The organism is Rickettsia endosymbiont of Urophora cardui (assembly GCF_964030725.1).
GTDB lineage: Bacteria > Pseudomonadota > Alphaproteobacteria > Rickettsiales > Rickettsiaceae > Rickettsia.
In genome coordinates, this window is record NZ_CAXIPY010000004.1 from 419,393 (window position 1) to 442,845 (window position 23,453).

The window sequence follows — 23,453 nt, forward strand, 5'->3', positions numbered from 1 at the left end:
AAATCAGATGAGAATAAGTATAGCAAAGGTAGCAAACAAATAATGAAAATTGTTAAGCAAATACCACAAAAGGCTCTAAATATAACAGTAGGTGATGCAGGTTATAGCGCTCTATCTTTCATTCACCCGCTGCACAATGAAGCAAATACGGTAACAATAACCCGCCAAAGAATTAATCGCAGTATTTACAAAATATATATAGAGGAGCAAAAAACAAGAGGTCGTAAAAGATCTTATGGAGCTAAGATTTCTTGTAGTAGTTCTGATAATTTACTGATTCCAGATACAGAAGAAACTGTAGTAAAGGCTACAAAAAATGGTGACATATCAATTAGTATTTCACTATTTAAGAATTATCTAATCAAGGGCAAGAAACAGCATATCATGTCTGATAAACCGCTGAATTTTATTCAGGTTAAGGTGTTAGATGCATCAGGAAATAGGAAATATAACAGAGATTTATGGTTATGTGTTTCTGGCCAACAAAAAGATAAAATCAGTGGTAAAGAAGTATATGAATACTATAGACAAAGGTTTGATATTGAGCATTTTTTTAAATTTGGTAAGTCAAAATTATTGATGGATAAATTTCAAACGAATGATCCAAATAAAGATGAGGATTATATGTTATTCGTAATGCTAGCGTACAACATATTGTATCATGCACAATCTTCAGTTAAGGCAAGAAAAGTAAGGGCATGGGATAAAAAAATCAATAGCAATATGTTGTCTCCAAGTGAAGTTTATAGATCTATGCCACAAATTGCCCTTGAAGAAATATTAGAAAAGTCTATATCCAGAGGGATACCAGATCATAGAAATATTAGAAATAATCATCAGGTCAAACCATTTGCACCAGTAATACGCAAAAGTAATAAACACGGTAAGTTGGAAATTACAATAAAATCAAGTTTTGATGGAAGTAACCAAATTACCAAAACCTCATTTAATAAAAAGCTAGAATTACCAAATAATATTAGTAAGTATAAACCAGCAATATTAGACAAAATTGCTACAGTTTTTGACACATTATGTACCCAAATAGAATAAATAAATTTTGTTATTACTAAAAAAGTATAAAAAAATTGGAATACATTTCTCCTTATGGAAAGGATTTTGTCAAAACTTCAGATTCTGAAGAAATAGAGCTTTACTATGGTAACAAATGTTTACAAAAAATGTCTAGAATCAGCAATGGCTATGTTATTGATTATAGACATATTATTGATAGTTTAGTACGTAAACCTGGAGCATTTGTTCAATATCAATATTATGAAGCTTTATTCCCAAGTGCTATATTTCGTCAGGTATATGACCAGCTTATCTCTATATATCCATATAAAGGGCATAAAATATATCTTAAAATATTACAATTAGCAAACATGTATGGAGAATTGAATGTAGTTACTGCATTAGAAGTGCTATTAGAAAAGAAGATTGAGCCAATAATTGATCATATTACAGATTTACTAAATAGCCAGACTCAAACTATTTGTTCAGTAAAAATTAATCAACCAATACTGTCTGAATATGATCAATTACATTGCTTTAAAACAATGGAGGTTGCATGAGTAAACAGATAATAACTCCGCAACCGCTAAATAATTTACTCAAGAACCTTTGCTTACCTACTTTTGCATCGTGCTATAAATCAGTTGCAGAAAGCTTTGAGCAAGAAAAGAAAACATATATAGATTATCTACAGGAGTTAGCCATACGTGAGTTAGAACATAGACAACAACAACGTATTGCCAGATTGCTGAAGCAAGCAAAACTCTCTCGAGATAAGTTATTAAGCAACTTTGATATTAAGCGTATCCCAGGATTATCGCCAACTAAGATCCAATATCTTGCACAAGGAGAATTTATGGATCGCTATGAAAATATACTCAGGAGTTTCGCACTTAGCAAATAATATGCTAATCTAGAGAAAAATAGTTTTAGATAAAAATGACAAGATCAAAATGTAGCAAAGATTTATATAAATCATTCTTACAAGCAAGTAGTGTAAGATATACTAGCAAAGCATTATCTGAAGTAAGTCCATTAGATCTATCGCACGATAGTGCAAGTCGATGGTTAAAGAGTAAGGATTTTCGCCCTAGCGAAATCTATAGCAAAGTGTCAAAATATATTGATCTGGAAGATCCTTGTTTATTAGTAGGAGATGACACCTTATTGTCAAAGCAATACAGTAAGAGGATCGAGCTTGTAAATTATCAATATTCTGGGGCTGTACATGATGTTATACCTGGTATAGGAATGGTAAACTTACTGCATTACAATACTCAAATTGATCAATCTACTCCTGTAGATTATAGAATATATGATAAAGAAACTGATGGTAAAACAAAGAACGAGCATTTTTGTGATATGCTTACTTTAGCTAAAGAAAGAGGTATCAAGCCTGATGCTATAGTTATGGATGCTTGGTATAGTGGTTTGGATAATTTAAAACATATACGTAATTTAGGTTGGATATGGGTTACCAACCTAAGAAAAAATAGAAAAGTTAATCGTAATGTTAGCTTGGAAACTTTAGAGATTCCCGATGAAGGGCTAAAAATTCACCTACGTGGATACGGTTGGGTTACGGTATTTAAGTTTGTGGCAAAAAATGGTCGCATTGATTACATAACAACTAATTTAGAGAATCCTACACGTGAGCAAATAGAGAAAATTGTTAAGGCGCGTTGGTCTATAGAAGTTTATCATCGAGAATTGAAACAAACTTGTGGTATTGAATGCTGTCAGGCACGCACGGGTCGAGCTCAAAGAAATCATATTTGCCTTGCTGTATTGGCCTGGCTTGATATGAACAAAAGGAGGATAAATGAAAACATTACTTTATATCAACAAACTTGGGAAGTTATAAAAACATCAATTCAGAACAACATTAAATGGCTTCTAACTAATACACAATTTTGCTAAGTGCGAAACTCCTGTATACTTATTTTTGGTAATCCTGGCACTGGCAAAAGTCATCTTAGTATAGGTGGAAAGTTCTATAATTAATTAAGCCAGATATAATCAATTTTTAATCTCTCAGGGTTTAATTCCCCGAAGCTCTGCTTCGTGATATCATAAGAAACAACTAAAACTTTTTTAGATACCTCGTAGCTCTGCTGCGAGGAGCATCATTAAATATAGATATATCATGGCTCATTTAACGATAGATGAAAGATTTAAAATATACGAAATGAATAAGAGTGGTTATAGCTCGCGATATATAGGGACAAAGATTGGCCGTGATAAAAGCACTATATGTTATGAACTCAAGAGAATGAGGCATAATTATAGACCAGATAGGGCTAACACACTTGCTTGCAGTTTAAGGCAAGGTAAGAGAAAAAGAAAATTAGATATTGATAATAATTTACGAGCAGAAATAATAAAGCAGTTAACACAGGGTATTTCACCAGATATAATTTCAGGTAGACGTAAACTATCACGAGATACTGTCAATATTTCTACAGAGAGCATATACCAGTTTATTTATACATCTCCTATAGCACAAAGGCAAAAATTATATTTATCTTTAGCAAGAAAAAGGAAAAATAGGTTGCATCATGGTACAAGAATCAGAAACAAAAGAATTACAATACCAAATCGAGTTTCCATTACTGAAAGACCAGAGATAAATAGAAAGATAGCAGCAATAGGTCATTTAGAAGGTGATTTAACTTTTAACAAAGGTAATCAAAGTCGTAATATAGGCGCTCTTGTGGATATCAGAACACAAAAAGTGTTTCTCACTTTAAACCGTTCAAAAAGAACACAAGATGTGATTGGTAACATGAATAAAAAACTTAAACAATTGTCGCATATAATCAAAAGCATAACGTTAGATAATGGCAAAGAATTTACCAATCATGAACAACTATTGCCAAAATCTGAACGAAAAGTATATTTTTGCAATCCTTATTCTCCATGGCAAAAACCATTGATAGAGAAGATTAACTCAATGGTGCACAGAGTATACTCTAAATCTTTAGATATAAAAAAATTAACAATAAAGCCATTACAAGAAATTGAGGATTTTTTAAATAATTTACCAAGAAAAGTGCTCGGTTATAAAACACCCAATGAGGTATGGGAAGAAAATATAAATCTGGCTTAATTAATACTGGAATTTACCGTTTCTTATGATATCACGAAGCAGAGCTTCGGGGAATTAAACCCTGAGAGATTAATAATATGTAATAGTTGAGATACCGTCTTGAGTGTCAACAACTTTTTCATTATTTTACCTCAATTTTATTTTACAGGGTTTTTATATTTGCACTAAAAGATGTTTTGTTATTAAGAACACCATAAATTATGTGAAGCAACTTACGCATAGCAGCAATCACTATAACCATTTTAGATTTTCCAACATTGCTCAAACGTTGACTAAAATCCTTAATAATCGGATTATGTTTTATAGCAACTATGGCAGGCATATAAAAAGCTTTACGTAAATTAGCATCTCCTGTTTTTGATATTTTTCCTATTCCATGGACAGAAGTGCCTGATTGTTTTGGCTTTGGGTTAAGACCAACAAACGCAGCTAGTTGTTTTGCAGAATTAAAATTTTCTACAACAAGAAAAGCAAGTATCACTCCTATTGTTTTTTCTCCTATACCAGGGATTGAATCAAGAAGTTTACTTTTATCATGTAAGTCTTTGTGTCCTTTAATATGATTAGAGATAAGTTCTTCTACTTCCTTAATTTGCTTATCCAGAAATTCAATATGAATCATAATGTTAATGGCAACTGCTTTACTTGCTCCGCTCAATCTATTATTTTCTTGATTTTTATTAGCAATCAAACTATCCAAGCGTCTTACCCATTGTTGTAATTCTTTAATATGTATAGGGGTTGGTTGCCAAAGACCAGGTTGCATAGCCTTGCAAAAAGAAGCTATCAATTCACAATCAGATTTGTCAGTTTTAACTCTTGAAAGCTTGCTCATTGCAAAGCCCTTGATGCGAGCTGGATTTACGACACTAACTTTAAATGTATTATCATAAAGATATTGAGCTAACCTAACTTCGTAACCACCTGTTGATTCCATACAAGCGTGAGCAGTATCTATTCCCTTTTTTTCTAACCATTGTTTTAGTGCAGCAAAGCCTTTTGCAGTATTATTAAACTTTTTGGTTTTGATTTTATTATCATTTAATAAAGCTACGTCAAATGTTGCTTTAGAAATATCTATACCCAAAATAATGCTACTCATATTTGACCTTCTATGTTAATAATAAGTAGAATACCCAAAGATCAACCTTGTAAATACAGGTTCATTGATTAATTTCAAGACCTAAGAATACCGTCCGATCTTTAATGAGTATGTGAAGACTAATTGTTTGATCTCAACTACAGGGTTACATAGCCCTAAGATTTAATACGGCATATTAGTCTTCTTACTTAAGTGCCCTTAAGTATCTTATAGTTGTTTACTAAAGACAATACTAAGATACAAGATTATATCTTACATTTAGTAAAATAAAATGATGCTCCTCGCAGCAGAGCTACGAGGTATCTAAAAAAGTTTTAGTTGTTTCTTATGATATCACGAAGCAGAGCTTCGGGGAATTAAACCCTGAGAGATTAATTATTAAATGGAGATAAAGAATGAACTTAAATCAAAAAATAATAAAACCAAAATTAGGTTTACTTGAATTAGCTAAGAGCCTTGGTAGTATATCATCAGCATGTAAAGCGATGGGATATAGTAGAGATAGTTATTACAGATTTAAAGAACTGTATGAAACTGGTGGCGAAGAAGCGTTGTATGAAATTAGTCGAAGAAAGCCAATAATAGCGAATAGAGTTGATCCTGCTGTAGAGAAAGCAGTACTAGATATGGCAATAGAATATCCAGCATATGGTCAGCTAAGAGTATCAAATGAGCTTAAAAAGACAGGTGTACTTGTATCACCTGGGGGAGTAAGATCAATTTGGTTACGTAATGATTTAAACAACATCAGTAAAAGACTTAAAGCATTAGAAGCAAAAATGGCTCAAGATGGTATTGTGCTTACTGAGGCACAATTACAAGTGCTAGAGAAGCGTCGTAATGAAAAAGAAGCTCATGGAGAAATTGAGACACAGCATCCAGGGTATCTAGGATGCCAAGATACATATTATGTAGGCAACTTTAAGGGTATAGGTAAGGTTTATTCTCAGGTATTTATTGATAGCTACAGCAGAGTAGCTGATGTTAAACTATATACTGATAAAACAGCTTTAACTGCTGCTGATATGCTTAATGACCGAGTGTTACCATGGTATGAGACTCAAGGGATACCAATACTTCGTATTCTGACAGATCGTGGGTCAGAATATAAGGGGAATATAGAGCATCATGCTTTTGAATTATTTCTAAGTATCGAAGGTATAGAGCATACTACTACTAAAGCATATTCTCCTCAAACAAACGGTATGTGTGAGCGTTTTAATAAAACCATGAAACAAGAATTCTTTGATACAGCTATGCGGAAAAAGATTTATACAGCTCTTGATGACCTACAATTAGATCTTGATATCTGGCTAGAGTATTTCAATAATGAAAGACCTCATTCTGGTAAATATTGTTATGGAAAAACTCCTATGCAAACTTTTAAGGATAGTAAGAAATTAGCTGTTGAAAAGAATAATGAAATCTTGTATCTTGAATATGTATCTGACAGTCAAAATTTAACTGACAATCAGGGGCAAAATTTATAGTGTCTGTAAGATCAAATCTTAACTTCTACAAATAATAAGTTTATCTTGTCTTACTTTCACTACTAAACAGTCAAAATATACTATAGGGTATACTGACTCAAGAGGTCTACTCTGCCAAATCTTGACCTCATCTATTACTTCATCTGTAATCCTGCTGATTAGGCTCTCACTGATCTCAGCTCCATATAATTCTTGCAATTGTGTTTTAATATCAGACACACTCATACCCTTCGCATATAAGGATATTATCTTTTGGTCTAAGCCATCTATTCTTGTTTGTTTCTTTGAGACTATTATAGGTTCAAATTTACCTTGTCTGTCTCTTGGAACATTTATCTCTATAGTACCATTCTCACTAATCAGATTCTTACTAAAACTACCATTCCTCGCATTCTCAGTTTCAGCTCTATCATACTTGCTATAACCTAAATGTTCTGACATCTCAGCATGCAGTGCTCGCTCTAAAATACCCTTGGTTAATTCCTTAATTAATCCATTCTGACTTAGTACTGTTTTTAAATCTACTCTGCCTTCTATCAGCAAATCTATTGCTTCATTTATTTTTTTATTCTTCTCTATTTGCATTTCTGTTACCTATATTTTTAATTACTTCTAATATAGGCTCAACAAAAATTTACACAATCATTGCAAAAGACTCAAATAATGCAGTAATATCTTTCTTCATGGGGATACTCTTGTTTTTTTGCTAAAAATTATATAGAGTATCTTCTATCCCTTGTAAATACTTACTTCCAAACCTAGATTAATCCAGAATTCAGGTATGAAGAACATTGCGTGCTTAAAGCTTGGCAGCAAAAATCATATGAGCAAGTTGTAATAGGCTATAAGGTTTATTCGGAACGTCAACAACGCCTAGAACAGACAAGATTCGCCGATATTGAAAGAGTAACAGAACGTAAGACCTTAGTGGCACATACGGATCAAATTAAAAATGAGATCTTGGTAGCAAAAACAGTATCCGAGGTATTTAGTGCTTTAGAGAAAGATCAGAAGTTTTTAGTAGCACAAAATGGCAATATCAAATACACAACCTTTAACTATGAATTTGTGGATCTAGTGGAACAAGCTCTTGAATACAGGGAACAAGAACTTTTACCTAAATTAAAAGATGTAGTGGCAGCAGTAGAGCGTAATAACGTCTTCGCCACTTCAGATATATTAGCAGAGCTGAAAGATAGTCAGGACTTAGAAGAGACTTATAAGCATTTTGATAGCAATTTAGAGCGTCATCAGTTAGAGACTCAGCATCAGCAGATCAGACAAGATAAAGTAGATGCCAAAACTATCGATGAGATGTTAACTGCAATTAGTCGTGAACATGAGTTCTTTAAGTCTCTTGATGGCAATCTTAAATATGCAGAGAAGTATGATAGTAGTATGTTATCTGCGATCTCAAATGCTAAGACCATAGAGCAAGACACGCTAATTATAAATATGCATAATATGGTAGTATATGCTAAGAAACATGGTATATTAAATGATCAAGAGATACTAAATCAATTTAACGCTAATGATAGTCGAAACGTGCTTAATAATTTAAGTAAGACATGTGAAAAATATTATATGGATTATCATAATGAGAATATTAAGCATCTATTAGATGATGAGCATGTAATGGTCGGACTTAAGAAATATACATGTCCGCTTAAATATATGAAGCATGAGATGCAGAATGATATACCAGGCTTCGTAGATGAGAGGTACGTCTCTAGCACCTTTGCAAAAGTAAAAGCAGAAGTTAAAGAGCTACGTCTAGAGAGAGAGTTAGAACATACAATGACGATGAGATTATAAGGGTTTGCAGGCATGACTAATGAAGAGCATAATCAGAGGCGACAGCAAACAGAAGTAAGTACAAATAGCGACGCTAATGATACTGCTTCCGAGCGTCCAAGGCATGATGAATTATTTAAAAAGGTTATGAGTGAGCCGGTCGCTGCTCGTGAGTTTCTAGAGCATTATTTGCCAGTGTCATTCAAGAACAAGATTAATCTAAATAGTGTTAAAATAGAAAAAGAAAGCTTTGTTACTGAAGATTTAAGGAAAAGATTAAGTGATGTTGTTTACTCTGTTTCTTTAAAACAAGATAATGTCGCAGCTGGTAATACAGACAGTACCAACAAAAACATTAATAATATAGAAGATATAGAACATAATAAAGCTTATGTCTACGTACTTATAGAACATCAGTCTAGTAGCGATTACTGGATCTCTTTTAGACTTTGGCAGTATATGCTTCTTTTATGTGAAAGACATAAGGATAATACAAAAGAAAAAAGTAAGTTGCCTCTAATATGTCCTATCGTAGTATATGCAAATGATAAACCTTATAATGCTCCAAGGAGCTTTTGGGAATTATTTGAAGATACTAAGACTGCTAAAGCTCTAATGTCAGATGAATACTTACTCGTAGATTTACAACAACAAAGTGATAATGAGATAGAGCAAAAGAAGCATCTTGGTATGATGGAGTATATGCTCAAACATATCAAAGCTCGTGATATCTTAAATCTATGGCAAAGTCTACTTGAGAAGTTTGAAAGTAGTATTGAAATAGATAAGGAAAATGGCTACATTTACATTAAATGGTTATTATGGTATAGTGATGCTAAAATAGCTGAAGATAAACAAGTGGAGCTTGCTAAAATCATAGCTAGCTACTTAAAAAAAGAAGATCAAGAGGGACTTATGAGAACTATTGCTGATAAATATATTGATGAGGGCGTTCAAAAAGGAATGGTCCAAGGCATGCAGATCGGAGAAGCTAAAGGAAAATATGAAGTAGCTAAAAATATGCTTGCTAATAATTACTCTATTCCTGAGGTTTCTCGTATTACCGGTTTGTCTATCGCTGAAATTAACGATCTCCTTAAATCTTAACTTCTACAGCTTTAGTTCTGATTTGTCCGATTGTTTTTCCTCTACTCTTCGGACAATACCTTATGCATACGCTTAAATGATGTATTATAAATTTGATAAATATCTTCATCGGTCATTTTTTCAGCATTGCGTACTCTATTCTCAATAACTAATTTTGTCATATCAATAGCTGTACTCATGACTTTAGGTAAAATATTTACTATTTGCTCTGCAAAATAATCACTTGTCTGCAACTCAATATCTTCGTATGCCATTGAGCTTAATATATCCATCATATCATCTTTTTGGCTCTTATTAGCAAACGGTATAATATTTCCCTTAGGAGGTTTCTTAGACATATCTAATTTTTAAAATAGTTGTGATCAAGGCTCTTAACATAAAAGATCATTGGGAGCAAATATTAACTGTTACATTTCAGTCCATAATTAATATATAATATTATTACCATTAAGATTTATCTTTTAGTATTTGGAAAGTTCTATAATTAATTAAGCCAGATATAATCAATTTTTAATCTCTCAGGGTTTAATTCCCCGAAGCTCTGCTTCGTGATATCATAAGAAACAACTAAAACTTTTTTAGATACCTCGTAGCTCTGCTGCGAGGAGCATCATTAAATCAAACGATAGGAGTAATTTAACCTTTTTGTGATAACTATTATCTGCTTCTCTTAATAACAACACACCTCCATCGCTACTAATATCACCTCCAGTAAAATTTATCTCTATTGTCCGATTTTTTACTTTGGAAAACTGGTAATTTAATGGTATACAATTTGTCATGACAAAATCCTTTGTATTATATTTATGAAATACCAGCTATGTAATGACAGTTTTCTTTGCCGAGGGGTGACAGTTTTTGTTTTCAATTATTAGTATCCTTGCTTAAATACTTGAACATTCATACTAGGGATATAGTTTTAATTAATATTGTTTACAGAGATAGCGGGGAGTTTGAGGGGCAGCAAGCCCTTCATAATTAGATATTAATTCCCCATTTTATATCACAATTGGAGTATATCCTATACACTGGTCTCATTTGCTATCTCAATTAGTCTATTAGTTGCAAAAGTATTTATTTGATAATTTACAAAAAACTGTCACCTCTCGGCAAAAAAAACTGTCGTTGCATAACCAGCATTATACAGCTTCGCGAGGATTTTGTCTCCTACTTCTCATGCAATATCCGGGCTAGAGTCTTTTTAAATCTATTTCTTTTTTGTCATTTTGTCCATCAGATTATCAGGATCTTTAGCTTTGCCTAAAACACTGACATTACAATCTTGTATTGTAACGTCATTTGCCCCTGTGACAGTCAAATATCTTGGGAATTTAGTAGTTACTAAATACGCAGTACCTCCTGCTATAGCTAACGCGGAAAGGTTTTTACCATAGTTTTTGTATTTACTCACATATTCACCAGATCTCAATCCTATTAAACATTGCTGGACTAACTTTAAAAACTGTTTACGTAAAATTATTGATCAATGCCTAAGTTTTTCCTAATCTGTGGTAGAAACATTTCCGTGTTAGCTATATTATCGCTGAAAATAATACCACTAAACACATGTTCTTCAAAAAACTATAATTGCTACACTCGACAACATAAGCAGCACTAGCAGATAGTTTTTTACTATATTCATCTAGTTTTTGGTCGACACTGCTTTTAAACTCTTGATGAGCAGATATAGTATTATTAAGCATATCATTCATAGATTGTACTTTGTCATGATATGCAGTATTAATCTCATGCACTACAATAGGCACTATTTGTTTTATTTCTTCCTTTGTTTTTTCCGGCAATACCGTTAAAACTCCAACTTCATTTTGCAGTATCTCATATTGATCTTTTTGGGTAGCAATAGTGCGGTTAAACGTTTTGATTGCATCATTAAGTTGTTCTGCACTACTAGATAACACTTTGCTCAATTCTTGCTGCTGCTTTTCCAGTGCTTTAGTAGAAAAACTTAATTGATTCTTTAATTTGTTCACTGTTTCATCATCAATACTAGGTTCTGTATTGATAGAAGTGGCTAATTGTGATGATACTAAACTATTGACGCTATTGTTAGCATTTTCCTCTGCTATATATTGTTTTTCTTCTAAATCTTGGTTTTGATTATTTGATTCTTTTTTCATATTGATTCCTCATTTTTAGTGTTAATATTTAAGTTTCAGGTCAATGTTAAAGCTATGTCGCTTGGACGCGTGTTTTCTAGTTCTTTTGCTGACTCTGCATCAGATATTTCATTAATAGGCCTGCAGCTAAGGAACTTGCGCTGTGACGCAAAATGATAAGAGTTATACAGCTCTATAGGCGTGATAGATGTTAAAAATTACCCTATGATATCGGATTTGGCCCACACTTGTCATATTACCCATTATTGTACAGTTCTTTAATATATAGCAAATCGGCAGTACGTGCTTTGATTTGTGTAGGCTTTGTAGATTGTGATAACTTTTTTAACAATGTTAATTTATATCTAGCGTATCGTCCTTCATCCTTTTTAGCAAATAAACTATCAAGCAAGGTTTTTGTTTCTTTGCTTAATTCTCGACGAATTACTACCGATAGCTCTTTTTTTCGTTGATTTAGTGCCGTTAAAATCAATTCTGAAATCATAAAATAAGGTAGGAATTTGAATACGGTTATAACTTAAGATATCAATACACCTCCAAAAAATTAATCTCTCAGGGTTTAATTCCCCGAAGCTCTGCTTCGTGATATCATAAGAAACAACTAAAACTTTTTTAGATACCTCGTAGCTCTGCTGCGAGGAGCATCATTAAAAATTTTTTGTCAAAACTTCAGTTTAAGAATTCTTGTCTAATGATTTCTGTAGCCAAATAAGATGGATATATGTTTGATTTAAACCCTAACTCTTGTAAAATCTTGTGACTTTCCGTTATTTGCTTATCAACTTCCTGAGGATTTAACAATAATTCTTTTAATTTATCACTAATAAGATTAGCTTCACAATTAAATTGAATAAATTCCGGAATTATTTCTCTATTCCCTATTATATTAATCAAAGTAACATATTTGATTTTTATCAATAACCTAATAATAATAAAACTAAAAATATTAACTTTGTACGCTACAATCATAGGAGTACCAGACGCTGCTATCTCTAAAGTATTAGTACCAGATTTGGCTAATGCTAAATCAGATACAGCATAGCTTTTCAATCTTTCATATGAGAATATATAATCAAACCTAACATTTTCTAAAAAAGGCTTTATGATTCTTTCATGATCAGGATTTGCAAGCGGAAATATCACCATAAGGTTTTTATGGTCATCATAAACTTTTTCAATAGCAGGGATAAAAATTGGTAGATGTCTTAAGATTTCCCCTTTTCTACTTCCAAGTGTAACGCATAAAATTTTTGTATCCTCATCTATTTTAAGTTCTTGTCGCAAAGCCACCTTATCACTATAAAATTCCTGCTCCATTATCGGGTGACCTATATACCTGCAATCAAGCCCAACTTTAGTAAAATATGGTGGCTCAAAAGGCAATAAAGCAAACAAGCAATTATAGATTTTTGCATATTTCGCTGCCCTGCCCTCTTTATAAGCCCAAACTGATGGTGCAACAATATGAATCATCTTAAGTTCTGGCAAACGCTCTCTTACCTTAGCTGCCACACGGTAAGTAAATCCTGGCGAATCAATGGTAATTAATATATCAGGTTTATGATTTATTATATCTTCAACTGTTTTATTAATTAATTTTTTTATCCTAAAAATATGAGGTATTACTTCAAAAAAACCCATCAAATTTATTTCAGATATTGGAAATAGGCTTTCAAAATTGCCAGCTTCTTCCATATTTCGTCCACCTATTCCGATAATCTTTAATTCTTTATCATCTTTTAGATTTCGAATTATCCGACCACCAGCAAAATCCCCCGACGCCTCACCTGCTATGAAGTAAAATTTTTTCATTTTGTTCAAAAGTTCTAAATTATTTCTTAACCTGAATTCTGGATTAGCTAATTTTGAGATATAGCAGGTTTGTTAGGTTTCATACAGTATGCAATTAGGGCGGATAAGATATGTACAAAGGCATTCCAAATGGCTTTGTTGCATAAATAAGATTTGTAGAGCAAGAGTGGTGATAATCTGGTAAGATGTCCTGAATTAAAAATAATCCAGATTATATGAGATCTCGGAAGAAAGCCCCTTTTAGTAAATCACGCAAGTATTCTAAATATAAAATAACGAATTGGTCAGAATATAATAATTTTTTACGCAATAGGGGTCGCATAGATTTTATGATTGCCAGTGATTTGGCGATTGGCTGGTATGCTGTACAGAGAGGAAATGAAACGAGGAAGACCTAGACGCTATAGTGATCACGCTATATTACAGTGTTTGAAGATCAGATGCTTATTCGGTCTTAAGTTACGCCAAACCCAAGGCTTTATAAACTGGCTCTTTGAAATATCGGGTTTATCTATTAGATGTCCAGACTATACAACATTAAGTAAGCGTATGAAGTCATTAGATCTTAGGTATTTACATGGAAATCAAGATAAAGAATTTAGTTGTATTTCAATGGATAGTACAGGGATACAAGCCTACACAGGGAACGAATGGCTAGAAAATAAGCATGGTAAGCAATATAAGCGTCGCATATGGAAAAAGCTACATATCGTTATAGAAGATCAAGGTATGATACTTGCCGATAGTACCACAGAGCATACTATAGATGATAGATCACAGATTGGACTACTAATAGCTAATGTCAGAGCCAAGGATTTTCTGGGAGATCGAGGGTATGACGGTGAATCTACATATCAATTGTTGAGAAAGAAGAAGATAAAACCAGTTATTAGACCCCCAAACTCTTCAGTAAAAGTTCAATCGCTTAGGGATAAAACTGAGAGAGATGCAGCTGTTATATATCAACAAAACAAAGGATACCAAGCATGGAGGGTAAAGAATAATTATGGTAGAAGGGAGCGTGTAGAGAACACGTTCTTTCGATTTAAAACTTCTTTTGGTAGTAAGTTTCTATCAAGACATGATCAAAATATGACAAAAGAAATGTCTATTAAATGCCACTTATTAAACAAAATGTTTGAAATTGGTAAACCTATCTCTGTGCCTGTTGGCTAGGCTAGCATTGCGGGGTTAGGGGCAGTATATTCAAAAGCTTATTTATGCAACAAAGCCATGCGGCATTAGCTTTTGAACCAGCTAAAGTTTTGAGTGAATATCAAGCACAAATAAATCATTTACAAGAGCAAAATGATGAACTTGCTAAAGCTCTTGGTAGAATCACAGTTGAGAGGGACTGGGCCGTGGGAAAGCTCAAAAGCTTGGATTTATCAAATAAAAAGAGTCTTGTACACTCCAAGCTAAATCAACTCTCAAAATCAAGACAGTGTGAACTATTAAAGATTAGTCGATCTACAGCCTACTATAAATCCAAGGAGATGAGTATAAATAAATTAAGTATTTTAAATAGAATAGATGAAATATATACAGATAATCCTGAATTTGGTTATCGCTATATTCATCAACAGTTACTAGAAGATGGTTTTATTGTCGGTAAAGATCGAGTACTGAAATATATGAGGATGATGGGTATAGAAGCTATTTACCCACATAAGAAAAAATCTACCAGGAGTTTCGCACTTAGCAAATAATATGCTAATCTAGAGAAAAATAGTTTTAGATAAAAATGACAAGATCAAAATGTAGCAAAGATTTATATAAATCATTCTTACAAGCAAGTAGTGTAAGATATACTAGCAAAGCATTATCTAAAGTAAGTCCATTAGATCTATCGCACGATAGTGCAAGTCGATGGTTAAAGAGTAAGGATTTTCGCCCTAGCGAAATCTATAGCAAAGTGTCAAAATATATTGATCTGGAAGATCCTTGTTTATTAGTGGGAGATGACACCTTATTGTCAAAGCAATACAGTAAGAGGATCGAGCTTGTAAATTATCAATATTCTGGGGCTGTACATGATGTTATACCTGGTATAGGAATGGTAAACTTACTGCATTACAATACTCAAATTGATCAATCTACTCCTGTAGATTATAGAATATATGATAAAGAAACTGATGGTAAAACAAAGAACGAGCATTTTTGTGATATGCTTACTTTAGCTAAAGAAAGAGGTATCAAGCCTGATGCTATAGTTATGGATGCTTGGTATAGTGGTTTGGATAATTTAAAACATATACGTAATTTAGGTTGGATATGGGTTACCAACCTAAGAAAAAATAGAAAAGTTAATCGTAATGTTAGCTTGGAAACTTTAGAGATTCCCGATGAAGGGCTAAAAATTCACCTACGTGGATACGGTTGGGTTACGGTATTTAAGTTTGTGGCAAAAAATGGTCGCATTGATTACATAACAACTAATTTAGAGAATCCTACACGTGAGCAAATAGAGAAAATTGTTAAGGCGCGTTGGTCTATAGAAGTTTATCATCGAGAATTGAAACAAACTTGTGGTATTGAATGCTGTCAGGCACGCACGGGTCGAGCTCAAAGAAATCATATTTGCCTTGCTGTATTGGCCTGGCTTGATATGAACAAAAGGAGGATAAATGAAAACATTACTTTATATCAACAAACTTGGGAAGTTATAAAAACATCAATTCAGAACAACATTAAATGGCTTCTAACTAATACACAATTTTGCTAAGTGCGAAACTCCTGTCTACTTCTCGAAACGATAGTGAGCATAAGATCTATAGCTACTTACTTGATCAATATTGGACTAAATCTGGCTCAACAAAGCAAGTGTATGTGCCTAATGTGAATGAGGTTTGGAGTGGTGACATTACTTACATTAGAACTAATGGTGGCTTTATGTATATGGCAGCTATTATAGATTGGCATAGCAAGGCCATATTGAGCTATAAACTGTCAAATTCTATGGATGCATCTCTTGTAACTGATGTCTTGAAACAAGCTCTCAGTAAGTATAACGCTCCACAGATATTTAATAGTGATCAAGGTAGCCAATATACCAGTTATGACCACATAAATATTCTCAAGGAGCATGATATCCAAATTTCAATGAATGGAAAGTTCTATAATTAATTAAGCCAGATATAATCAATTTTTAATCTCTCAGGGTTTAATTCCCCGAAGCTCTGCTTCGTGATATCATAAGAAACAACTAAAACTTTTTTAGATACCTCGTAGCTCTGCTGCGAGGAGCATCATTTAAATATAGATATATCATGGCTCATTTAACGATAGATGAAAGATTTAAAATATACGAAATGAATAAGAGTGGTTATAGCTCGCGATATATAGGGACAAAGATTGGCCGTGATAAAAGCACTATATGTTATGAACTCAAGAGAATGAGGCATAATTATAGACCAGATAGGGCTAACACACTTGCTTGCAGTTTAAGGCAAGGTAAGAGAAAAAGAAAATTAGATATTGATAATAATTTACGAGCAGAAATAATAAAGCAGTTAACACAGGGTATTTCACCAGATATAATTTCAGGTAGACGTAAACTATCACGAGATACTGTCAATATTTCTACAGAGAGTATATACCAGTTTATTTATACATCTCCTATAGCACAAAGGCAAAAATTATATTTATCTTTAGCAAGAAAAAGGAAAAATAGGTTGCATCATGGTACAAGAATCAGAAACAAAAGAATTACAATACCAAATCGAGTTTCCATTACTGAAAGACCAGAGATAAATAGAAAGATAGCAGCAATAGGTCATTTAGAAGGTGATTTAACTTTTAACAAAGGTAATCAAAGTCGTAATATAGGCGCTCTTGTGGATATCAGAACACAAAAAGTGTTTCTCACTTTAAACCGTTCAAAAAGAACACAAGATGTGATTGGTAGTCCGTCCGCCAAAACTCTACAAGCCTTATAGATAATATGGTTTTAAGACAAGAAGTAATACAACAATCCGTAAGAAAATGATAAAATATGGTCATAAACCTTATGGATTTCAGTCAATGCCAATAGACAACATTATCAAATCGCAAGAACAAGGGAAACTGTTTGGTTATAAATTAAAAGAAGAATTAAACCCAAATAATAAGCTATATAAATTAAGAGAATTAATAAATTGGTCTAGGCTCGAAGAGTGGTTATCAAAAAATGTTTGTATTAAGAAATTTGGTAGAAATAGAAAATGTCATAGAGTGATGCTTGGCATAACGATGCTACAAGCAATGTATAATTTTTCAGATTCATTATCAGAGGAAGAGCTAAAAGAGAATATGTATTGGCAGTATTTCTGCGGGTGGGAATATATAGAAAAAGACATAGCTATCTCGGAAACTAGTATACGACGGTTTCGTAGTGTATTAGGTGAAGCTGGATATAATGAGATATTATCGGAGTTGATCAGGGTTGGGATAAAAACTAACACAATTAAAAAAAAAGATTTGGAATTAATCATCGCTGATACGACTGTACAAATTAAGAATATCAAACACCCACACGATGTTTATTTAATGGATAAAGCTAGGCTTAGCATAGTAAAGCTTTGCAACAGTTTGGGTATACATTTGAATGAAACATACGCTAGAACCTATAAACGCGATATAGTAAAGCTATGGAAATATAAAGAACATAGTAAAGCCAAGAAGCGTTGGAAAATAATGAAGCATTTAAAAATATTACTGGGTCGTTTGATTAGAGTATGTGAGCGTGAGATCAAAAATAAGCAATTAAACTTGTCTCTCAAAAATCAAGAAGTATTGCAAAAAATAAAACAAATACATAACCAATCTGTTTTAAAAAGAGAAGCTAAAAAGCAATATAAAGAAGATAACAAAGTATTATATAGTTTTCATGCCCCTGAAGTAGAGTGTATAGGAAAGGGAAAACGCAACAAGCCATATGAGTTTGGCAATAAAGTAGCGGTAGTAGTAAGTGGTCGTAGAAATTTTGTTTTATCCGCAAAATCGTTTCATAATAATCCTTATGATGGTCATACATGGCTTTGTTGCATAAATAAGCTTTTGAATATACTGCCCCTAACCCCGCAATGCTAGCCTAGCCAACAGGCACAGAGATAGGTTTACCAATTTCAAACATTTTGTTTAATAAGTGGCATTTAATAGACATTTCTTTTGTCATATTTTGATCATGTCTTGATAGAAACTTACTACCAAAAGAAGTTTTAAATCGAAAGAACGTGTTCTCTACACGCTCCCTTCTACCGTAATTATTCTTTACCCTCCATGCTTGGTATCCTTTGTTTTGTTGATATATAACAGCTGCATCTCTCTCAGTTTTATCCCTAAGCGATTGAACTTTTACTGAAGAGTTTGGGGGTCTAATAACTGGTTTTATCTTCTTCTTTCTCAACAATTGATATGTAGATTCACCGTCATACCCTCGATCTCCCAGAAAATCCTTGGCTCTGACATTAGCTATTAGTAGTCCAATCTGTGATCTATCATCTATAGTATGCTCTGTGGTACTATCGGCAAGTATCATACCTTGATCTTCTATAACGATATGTAGCTTTTTCCATATGCGACGCTTATATTGCTTACCATGCTTATTTTCTAGCCATTCGTTCCCTGTGTAGGCTTGTATCCCTGTACTATCCATTGAAATACAACTAAATTCTTTATCTTGATTTCCATGTAAATACCTAAGATCTAATGACTTCATACGCTTACTTAATGTTGTATAGTCTGGACATCTAATAGATAAACCCGATATTTCAAAGAGCCAGTTTATAAAGCCTTGGGTTTGGCGTAACTTAAGACCGAATAAGCATCTGATCTTCAAACACTGTAATATAGCGTGATCACTATAGCGTCTAGGTCTTCCTCGTTTCATTTCCTCTCTGTAATCAGCATACCAGCCAATCGCCAAATCACTGGCAATCATAAAATCTATGCGACCCCTATTGCGTAAAAAATTATTATATTCTGACCAATTCGTTATTTTATATTTAGAATACTTGCGTGATTTACTAAAAGGGGCTTTCTTCCGAGATCTCATATAATCTGGATTATTTTTTAATTCAGGACATCTTACCAGATTATCACCACTCTTGCTCTACAAATTTTATTTATGCAACAAAGCCATGAATGTATATCTGAATTATATGCAAAATTATCAGCAAATTGCTGCCTGATAATCGAAAAATTAGGAAAACATACTACTCATTTTTTTGTCTTGATTTTTTAGTCCACTATCATTATTTTTATTAAATGTAGGATCAAATGTCAACTAATACAAATAATTATAATATTCGCTTTGATTTAGTTATTGTCAGTCCGTATAAATTTCCTATAATTATAAAGGACTGCTGGTAAATGGCTCATATGTCATCCCCGCATAGACATTGTTGCGTGGATCATTCTTCCCCTGGATCCCGTGATTTATTCACGGGATCCAGTTAAAAATACTAATAAAATTAGTATTTTTTATTATTTTCTGGATCTAGTTCCCAAGCCACGGTATGACCCCGAGGGTGTTTTTCGATCCACGCAACAATGCTTCCCGTGGCTTGGGAGGAAAGAATCCACGCAACAATACCACGCTGGGATAACACCGAAGATAGTTTTCATCGTGATACAAATATTTAATCCAACTATTTGGAGCATAACAATATGGCACTTGCTACTAAAGTAAAAGAATTTTTAGAAGAAAAGTTAAAACAAGAAACAATAGACCGTAAATATCTCGCTGAGGTTACCGATGTCCCTTACACTACCATTAGCAGAATTATGAGAGCGGAAGTAAATCGTGAATTTAATCCTGAAATAGATACAATTTTAAAAATAGCAAAATATTTTCGTTGTACTACGGATGAGGTAATAAAGAGAACTGTACCTAATACGAATAGTTAGTAAATATGACAAAAAATAAAGGGTTGATCATAATTTTATCTTCCCCATCTGGTGCAGGTAAATCAAGCTTAGCAAAGGCATTATTAGAAATCGATAATAATCTACGCTTATCAATTTCGGCAACTACTAGAAAACCACGACCAAATGAGCAAGATGGAGTAAATTACTATTTTAAAACTAAAGTTGAGTTTGAGAAATTAGTTAAACAAAATCAATTTCTTGAATATGCTAAAATATATGATCATTATTATGGCACTCCTAAAAAACATGTCGAAAATTTGCTAAATCAAGGGCTAGATGTTTTATTCGATATTGATTGGCAAGGTGCAAGGAGTATAAAACAAAATGCAGTTAATGCCGTTTCTATATTTATTTTACCTCCTAACCTTGAAGTACTGGAGCAACGTTTAAGAAATAGAGCTGCTGATAATGAAGAAGCAATCCAGCTACGTATGGCTTCAGCACAAGCAGAAATATCTCATGCTAACGAGTATGATCATATAATTACTAACGATGATTTTAACGATACTCTTCAACAAATACATACAATTATTTTACAAGAACGGAAGAAGCGGAATTAAATTGCCATTCGCTTTAAAGCTGTCATCTAGTTGCTTGTACCTGAGGCATCTAGAAAAATAATAAAAAATACTAATAACGCTAATTTAGTCCGTCCGCCAAAACTCTATAAGCCTTATAGATAATATGGTTTTAAGACAAGAAGTAATACAACAATCCGTAAGAAAATGATAAAATATGGTCATAAACCTTATGGATTTCAGTCAATGCCAATAGACAACATTATCAAATCGCAAGAACAAGGGAAACTGTTTGGTTATAAATTAAAAGAAGAATTAAACCCAAATAATAAGCTATATAAATTAAGAGAATTAATAAATTGGTCTAGGCTCGAAGAGTGGTTATCAAAAAATGTTTGTATTAAGAAATTTGGTAGAAATAGAAAATGTCATAGAGTGATGCTTGGCATAACGATGCTACAAGCAATGTATAATTTTTCAGATTCATTATCAGAGGAAGAGCTAAAAGAGAATATGTATTGGCAGTATTTCTGCGGGTGGGAATATATAGAAAAAGACATAGCTATCTCGGAAACTAGTATACGACGGTTTCGTAGTGTATTAGGTGAAGCTGGATATAATGAGATATTATCGGAGTTGATCAGGGTTGGGATAAAAACTAACACAATTAAAAAAAAAGATTTGGAATTAATCATCGCTGATACGACTGTACAAATTAAGAATATCAAACACCCACACGATGTTTATTTAATGGATAAAGCTAGGCTTAGCATAGTAAAGCTTTGCAACAGTTTGGGTATACATTTGAATGAAACATACGCTAGAACCTATAAACGCGATATAGTAAAGCTATGGAAATATAAAGAACATAGTAAAGCCAAGAAGCGTTGGAAAATAATGAAGCATTTAAAAATATTACTGGGTCGTTTGATTAGAGTATGTGAGCGTGAGATCAAAAATAAGCAATTAAACTTGTCTCTCAAAAATCAAGAAGTATTGCAAAAAATAAAACAAATACATAACCAATCTGTTTTAAAAAGAGAAGCTAAAAAGCAATATAAAGAAGATAACAAAGTATTATATAGTTTTCATGCCCCTGAAGTAGAGTGTATAGGAAAGGGAAAACGCAACAAGCCATATGAGTTTGGCAATAAAGTAGCGGTAGTAGTAAGTGGTCGTAGAAATTTTGTTTTATCCGCAAAATCGTTTCATAATAATCCTTATGATGGTCATACATTGCATCAGAGCTTTGAAGCAGTAGAGAGTGTCACTGGAATCAAGATAAAGAAATCATTTGTTGATCTTGGGTATAGTGGTAGCAATGTAAAGGAGAAGAGTAAGGTATATACCCCAAAAACGCGGAAGAAGTTGTTACAAGAGGACAAGTCTATGATCAAGAGACGCAGTGCCATAGAACCAATAATAGGTCACTTAAAGCAATATGGTCGGATGGGTAGAAACTTCTTGAAAGGTATGATAGGAGATATTATCAATCCAATAATCTCTGCTATTGGTTTGAATTTACGATGCATTGCAAATCATTTACAAATCGTGTCTAACTCCACATAAATCAAAAATATCATCATGCAAAAACTAGATGAACGATAAAAAATCGTTAACAATAGCTCCATATCAAAATTAGACCAACACAGAAATGTATCAGTAAAAATTAACATAACTTATTAATTTTTATTGAAAATCTTAGCAATTTGTTGTCAAAACTCTATCCCATTACAAATGATCAGGATTTGAAGTGTTTTTGGCGGATAGACTAATTTAGGATAAGGGATAGATAGAAAGCTTATAGATAAAGGGTTTAAAGGAGATTAATGTTGAGTTATGATAGATTTTTTTAATCTCTCAGGGTTTAATTCCCCGAAGCTCTGCTTCGTGATATCATAAGAAACAACTAAAACTTTTTTAGATACCTCGTAGCTCTGCTGCGAGGAGCATCATTTCCTTAATTAATCCATTCTGACTTAGTACTGTTTTTAAATCTACTCCACCTTCTATCAGCAAATCTATTGCTTCATTTATTTTTTTATTCTTCTCTATTTGCATTTCTGTTACCTATATTTTTAATTACTTCTAATATAGGCTCAACAAAAATTTACACAATCATTGCAAAAGACTCGATAAATAAGAGTACAACCCGCTTTTTCTATTAATTCCTTTACCAACGGTGACTTATGAATACTCGCATTATCCATTATTACACATTGTCCAGGTTTTAGTGATGGGCATAAACCTGAATTCTGGATTAATCTAGGTTTGGAAGTAAGTATTTACAAGGGATAGAAGATACTCTATATAATTTTTAGCAAAAAAACAAGAGTATCCCCATGAAGAAAGATATTACTGCATTATTTTGTTTTGTCGATGATTTTTGTAAAATTAGCGAGCAGTGGATTAATAAATCATTTCTACCATTAATTAAAAAGCTAGAATTACCCAATAATATTA

Annotated in this window: 25 protein-coding genes and 5 pseudogenes; 19 read left to right on the top strand and 11 right to left on the bottom strand. The window is 33.0% G+C overall.

Going from position 1 to position 23,453, the window contains the following annotated elements; translation table 11 throughout:
• The first annotated feature begins 42 nt into the window (after positions 1 to 42).
• The 5 genes from AAHI98_RS05420 to AAHI98_RS05440 all read left to right on the top strand — a co-directional run bounded on the left by AAHI98_RS05420 (position 43) and on the right by AAHI98_RS05440 (position 4,120).
• Positions 43 to 1,050: a transposase gene (locus AAHI98_RS05420; protein WP_342225255.1), complete on the top strand. Its 1,008-nt coding sequence runs from the start codon at positions 43 to 45 to the stop codon at positions 1,048 to 1,050.
• A 35-nt stretch (positions 1,051 to 1,085) separates the two neighbouring features.
• A complete protein-coding gene (locus tag AAHI98_RS05425; RefSeq protein WP_342225256.1) occupies positions 1,086 to 1,571 on the top strand; it encodes an integrase in 486 nt (161 codons plus the stop codon).
• Positions 1,568 to 1,915 (top strand): ATP-binding protein, encoded by a 348-nt coding sequence (locus AAHI98_RS05430; RefSeq protein WP_342225257.1) that lies wholly within the window; start codon positions 1,568 to 1,570, stop codon positions 1,913 to 1,915. Before AAHI98_RS05425 ends, AAHI98_RS05430 begins: the two co-directional genes overlap by 4 nt.
• Positions 1,916 to 1,950: 35 nt before the next feature.
• Positions 1,951 to 2,931 carry an IS701 family transposase gene (locus AAHI98_RS05435; RefSeq protein ID WP_342224656.1) on the top strand — a complete coding sequence of 327 codons (981 nt, stop codon included), beginning with the start codon at positions 1,951 to 1,953 and terminating at the stop codon, positions 2,929 to 2,931.
• 226 nt (positions 2,932 to 3,157) lie between these two features.
• Positions 3,158 to 4,120 (top strand): IS30 family transposase, encoded by a 963-nt coding sequence (locus AAHI98_RS05440; RefSeq protein ID WP_342225258.1) that lies wholly within the window; start codon positions 3,158 to 3,160, stop codon positions 4,118 to 4,120.
• A gap of 142 nt (positions 4,121 to 4,262) precedes the next feature.
• Here the strand turns inward: AAHI98_RS05440 and AAHI98_RS05445 are convergent, their stop codons facing one another.
• Positions 4,263 to 5,222: a transposase gene (locus AAHI98_RS05445; protein ID WP_342225259.1), complete on the bottom strand. Its 960-nt coding sequence runs from the start codon at positions 5,220 to 5,222 to the stop codon at positions 4,263 to 4,265.
• Between the two features lie 395 nt (positions 5,223 to 5,617).
• Here AAHI98_RS05445 and AAHI98_RS05450 point away from each other — a divergent pair, with 395 nt between their 5' ends.
• Positions 5,618 to 6,712 carry an IS481 family transposase gene (locus AAHI98_RS05450; RefSeq protein WP_342224693.1) on the top strand — a complete coding sequence of 365 codons (1,095 nt, stop codon included), beginning with the start codon at positions 5,618 to 5,620 and terminating at the stop codon, positions 6,710 to 6,712.
• Positions 6,713 to 6,733: 21 nt separating this feature from the next.
• Here the strand turns inward: AAHI98_RS05450 and AAHI98_RS05455 are convergent.
• Positions 6,734 to 7,297 (bottom strand): annotated as a pseudogene (locus AAHI98_RS05455) (IS256 family transposase); the annotation flags it as partial.
• A gap of 210 nt (positions 7,298 to 7,507) precedes the next feature.
• Here AAHI98_RS05455 and AAHI98_RS05460 point away from each other — a divergent pair.
• On the top strand, positions 7,508 to 8,527 hold the full coding sequence (locus AAHI98_RS05460; RefSeq protein WP_342225261.1) for a hypothetical protein: 1,020 nt from the start codon (positions 7,508 to 7,510) through the stop codon (positions 8,525 to 8,527).
• Between the two features lie 12 nt (positions 8,528 to 8,539).
• The gene (locus AAHI98_RS05465; RefSeq protein WP_342225262.1) at positions 8,540 to 9,613 is read left to right on the top strand and encodes an Rpn family recombination-promoting nuclease/putative transposase; all 1,074 of its coding nucleotides are present in this window, start codon (positions 8,540 to 8,542) and stop codon (positions 9,611 to 9,613) included.
• Positions 9,614 to 9,654: 41 nt separating this feature from the next.
• On the opposite strand, the gene AAHI98_RS05470 is transcribed toward AAHI98_RS05465, so the two are convergent.
• The 6 genes and pseudogenes from AAHI98_RS05470 to AAHI98_RS18535 form a co-directional block, all read right to left on the bottom strand.
• A complete protein-coding gene (locus AAHI98_RS05470) occupies positions 9,655 to 9,951 on the bottom strand; it encodes a hypothetical protein (RefSeq protein WP_342225263.1) in 297 nt (98 codons plus the stop codon).
• 869 nt (positions 9,952 to 10,820) lie between these two features.
• Entirely contained in the window at positions 10,821 to 11,024 is a 204-nt protein-coding gene (locus AAHI98_RS05475; RefSeq protein ID WP_342225264.1) for a hypothetical protein, read from the bottom strand.
• A 121-nt stretch (positions 11,025 to 11,145) separates the two neighbouring features.
• Complete coding sequence (locus tag AAHI98_RS05480) at positions 11,146 to 11,751, bottom strand: viral A-type inclusion protein (RefSeq protein WP_342225265.1); 606 nt, start codon at positions 11,749 to 11,751, stop codon at positions 11,146 to 11,148.
• A gap of 235 nt (positions 11,752 to 11,986) precedes the next feature.
• The gene (locus AAHI98_RS05485) at positions 11,987 to 12,235 is read right to left on the bottom strand and encodes a hypothetical protein (RefSeq protein ID WP_342225266.1); all 249 of its coding nucleotides are present in this window, start codon (positions 12,233 to 12,235) and stop codon (positions 11,987 to 11,989) included.
• A gap of 185 nt (positions 12,236 to 12,420) precedes the next feature.
• Positions 12,421 to 13,563, bottom strand: coding sequence for a lipid-A-disaccharide synthase (gene lpxB / locus AAHI98_RS05490; RefSeq protein WP_342225267.1), 1,143 nt, complete (start codon positions 13,561 to 13,563; stop codon positions 12,421 to 12,423).
• 47 nt (positions 13,564 to 13,610) lie between these two features.
• Positions 13,611 to 13,703: pseudogene (locus AAHI98_RS18535) on the bottom strand (IS982 family transposase); the annotation flags it as partial.
• A 75-nt stretch (positions 13,704 to 13,778) separates the two neighbouring features.
• Between AAHI98_RS18535 and AAHI98_RS05495 the strand changes: the two are divergent.
• The 7 genes and pseudogenes from AAHI98_RS05495 (at position 13,779) to AAHI98_RS05525 (ending at position 18,633) form a co-directional block, all read left to right on the top strand.
• Positions 13,779 to 13,961 (top strand): hypothetical protein, encoded by a 183-nt coding sequence (locus AAHI98_RS05495; RefSeq protein WP_342225243.1) that lies wholly within the window; start codon positions 13,779 to 13,781, stop codon positions 13,959 to 13,961.
• Complete coding sequence (locus AAHI98_RS05500; RefSeq protein ID WP_342225244.1) at positions 13,924 to 14,739, top strand: IS5 family transposase; 816 nt, start codon at positions 13,924 to 13,926, stop codon at positions 14,737 to 14,739. Before AAHI98_RS05495 ends, AAHI98_RS05500 begins: the two co-directional genes overlap by 38 nt.
• Before the next feature lie 44 nt (positions 14,740 to 14,783).
• Positions 14,784 to 15,272 carry an IS3 family transposase gene (locus AAHI98_RS05505; protein ID WP_342225268.1) on the top strand — a complete coding sequence of 163 codons (489 nt, stop codon included), beginning with the start codon at positions 14,784 to 14,786 and terminating at the stop codon, positions 15,270 to 15,272.
• Positions 15,273 to 15,307: 35 nt separating this feature from the next.
• A complete protein-coding gene (locus AAHI98_RS05510) occupies positions 15,308 to 16,288 on the top strand; it encodes an IS701 family transposase (protein ID WP_342225110.1) in 981 nt (326 codons plus the stop codon).
• 17 nt (positions 16,289 to 16,305) lie between these two features.
• Positions 16,306 to 16,677 (top strand): annotated as a pseudogene (locus AAHI98_RS05515) (transposase); the annotation flags it as partial.
• A gap of 155 nt (positions 16,678 to 16,832) precedes the next feature.
• Positions 16,833 to 17,492, top strand: a pseudogene (locus tag AAHI98_RS05520) (IS30 family transposase); the annotation flags it as partial.
• Between the two features lie 55 nt (positions 17,493 to 17,547).
• Positions 17,548 to 18,633 (top strand): IS5 family transposase, encoded by a 1,086-nt coding sequence (locus AAHI98_RS05525; protein WP_342225270.1) that lies wholly within the window; start codon positions 17,548 to 17,550, stop codon positions 18,631 to 18,633.
• A gap of 1 nt (position 18,634) precedes the next feature.
• On the opposite strand, the gene AAHI98_RS05530 is transcribed toward AAHI98_RS05525, so the two are convergent.
• Complete coding sequence (locus tag AAHI98_RS05530) at positions 18,635 to 19,597, bottom strand: IS5 family transposase (protein ID WP_342224734.1); 963 nt, start codon at positions 19,595 to 19,597, stop codon at positions 18,635 to 18,637.
• Between the two features lie 614 nt (positions 19,598 to 20,211).
• Between AAHI98_RS05530 and AAHI98_RS05535 the strand changes: the two genes are divergently transcribed.
• From AAHI98_RS05535 to AAHI98_RS05545, 3 genes are all read left to right on the top strand, one after another.
• Positions 20,212 to 20,451, top strand: coding sequence for a helix-turn-helix transcriptional regulator (locus AAHI98_RS05535; protein WP_342225386.1), 240 nt, complete (start codon positions 20,212 to 20,214; stop codon positions 20,449 to 20,451).
• Between the two features lie 5 nt (positions 20,452 to 20,456).
• Entirely contained in the window at positions 20,457 to 21,032 is a 576-nt protein-coding gene (gene gmk / locus AAHI98_RS05540; RefSeq protein WP_342225271.1) for a guanylate kinase, read from the top strand.
• Between the two features lie 165 nt (positions 21,033 to 21,197).
• A complete protein-coding gene (locus AAHI98_RS05545; protein WP_342224717.1) occupies positions 21,198 to 22,559 on the top strand; it encodes an IS5 family transposase in 1,362 nt (453 codons plus the stop codon).
• A gap of 351 nt (positions 22,560 to 22,910) precedes the next feature.
• On the opposite strand, the gene AAHI98_RS05550 is transcribed toward AAHI98_RS05545, so the two are convergent.
• Both AAHI98_RS05550 and AAHI98_RS05555 read right to left on the bottom strand, forming a co-directional pair.
• On the bottom strand, positions 22,911 to 23,051 hold the full coding sequence (locus AAHI98_RS05550) for a hypothetical protein (RefSeq protein ID WP_342225272.1): 141 nt from the start codon (positions 23,049 to 23,051) through the stop codon (positions 22,911 to 22,913).
• 38 nt (positions 23,052 to 23,089) lie between these two features.
• On the bottom strand, positions 23,090 to 23,275 hold the full coding sequence (locus AAHI98_RS05555; protein ID WP_410526213.1) for a transposase: 186 nt from the start codon (positions 23,273 to 23,275) through the stop codon (positions 23,090 to 23,092).
• Between the two features lie 57 nt (positions 23,276 to 23,332).
• On the opposite strand from AAHI98_RS05555, the pseudogene AAHI98_RS18540 reads away from it, so the two are divergent.
• Positions 23,333 to 23,431, top strand: a pseudogene (locus AAHI98_RS18540) (IS982 family transposase); the annotation flags it as partial.
• Between the last annotated feature and the right edge of the window lie 22 nt (positions 23,432 to 23,453).

What these genes read in the sequence shown, in the direction of transcription:
- AAHI98_RS05525 (WP_342225270.1), top strand. Translation starts at nt 17,548, where the DNA reads ATGATAAAATATGGTCATAAACCTTATGGATTTCAGTCAATGCCAATA.
- AAHI98_RS05445 (WP_342225259.1), bottom strand. Translation starts at nt 5,222, where the DNA reads ATGAGTAGCATTATTTTGGGTATAGATATTTCTAAAGCAACATTTGAC.
- AAHI98_RS05485 (WP_342225266.1), bottom strand. Translation starts at nt 12,235, where the DNA reads ATGATTTCAGAATTGATTTTAACGGCACTAAATCAACGAAAAAAAGAG.
- AAHI98_RS05535 (WP_342225386.1), top strand. Translation starts at nt 20,212, where the DNA reads ATGGCACTTGCTACTAAAGTAAAAGAATTTTTAGAAGAAAAGTTAAAA.
- AAHI98_RS05450 (WP_342224693.1), top strand. Translation starts at nt 5,618, where the DNA reads ATGAACTTAAATCAAAAAATAATAAAACCAAAATTAGGTTTACTTGAA.
- AAHI98_RS05420 (WP_342225255.1), top strand. Translation starts at nt 43, where the DNA reads ATGAAAATTGTTAAGCAAATACCACAAAAGGCTCTAAATATAACAGTA.
- AAHI98_RS05435 (WP_342224656.1), top strand. Translation starts at nt 1,951, where the DNA reads ATGACAAGATCAAAATGTAGCAAAGATTTATATAAATCATTCTTACAA.
- AAHI98_RS05505 (WP_342225268.1), top strand. Translation starts at nt 14,784, where the DNA reads ATGCAACAAAGCCATGCGGCATTAGCTTTTGAACCAGCTAAAGTTTTG.
- AAHI98_RS05440 (WP_342225258.1), top strand. Translation starts at nt 3,158, where the DNA reads ATGGCTCATTTAACGATAGATGAAAGATTTAAAATATACGAAATGAAT.
- AAHI98_RS05465 (WP_342225262.1), top strand. Translation starts at nt 8,540, where the DNA reads ATGACTAATGAAGAGCATAATCAGAGGCGACAGCAAACAGAAGTAAGT.
- AAHI98_RS05530 (WP_342224734.1), bottom strand. Translation starts at nt 19,597, where the DNA reads ATGAGATCTCGGAAGAAAGCCCCTTTTAGTAAATCACGCAAGTATTCT.
- AAHI98_RS05480 (WP_342225265.1), bottom strand. Translation starts at nt 11,751, where the DNA reads ATGAAAAAAGAATCAAATAATCAAAACCAAGATTTAGAAGAAAAACAA.
- gmk (WP_342225271.1), top strand. Translation starts at nt 20,457, where the DNA reads ATGACAAAAAATAAAGGGTTGATCATAATTTTATCTTCCCCATCTGGT.
- AAHI98_RS05495 (WP_342225243.1), top strand. Translation starts at nt 13,779, where the DNA reads ATGAGATCTCGGAAGAAAGCCCCTTTTAGTAAATCACGCAAGTATTCT.
- AAHI98_RS05430 (WP_342225257.1), top strand. Translation starts at nt 1,568, where the DNA reads ATGAGTAAACAGATAATAACTCCGCAACCGCTAAATAATTTACTCAAG.
- lpxB (WP_342225267.1), bottom strand. Translation starts at nt 13,563, where the DNA reads ATGAAAAAATTTTACTTCATAGCAGGTGAGGCGTCGGGGGATTTTGCT.
- AAHI98_RS05500 (WP_342225244.1), top strand. Translation starts at nt 13,924, where the DNA reads ATGCTGTACAGAGAGGAAATGAAACGAGGAAGACCTAGACGCTATAGT.
- AAHI98_RS05545 (WP_342224717.1), top strand. Translation starts at nt 21,198, where the DNA reads ATGATAAAATATGGTCATAAACCTTATGGATTTCAGTCAATGCCAATA.
- AAHI98_RS05550 (WP_342225272.1), bottom strand. Translation starts at nt 23,051, where the DNA reads ATGCAAATAGAGAAGAATAAAAAAATAAATGAAGCAATAGATTTGCTG.
- AAHI98_RS05510 (WP_342225110.1), top strand. Translation starts at nt 15,308, where the DNA reads ATGACAAGATCAAAATGTAGCAAAGATTTATATAAATCATTCTTACAA.
- AAHI98_RS05470 (WP_342225263.1), bottom strand. Translation starts at nt 9,951, where the DNA reads ATGTCTAAGAAACCTCCTAAGGGAAATATTATACCGTTTGCTAATAAG.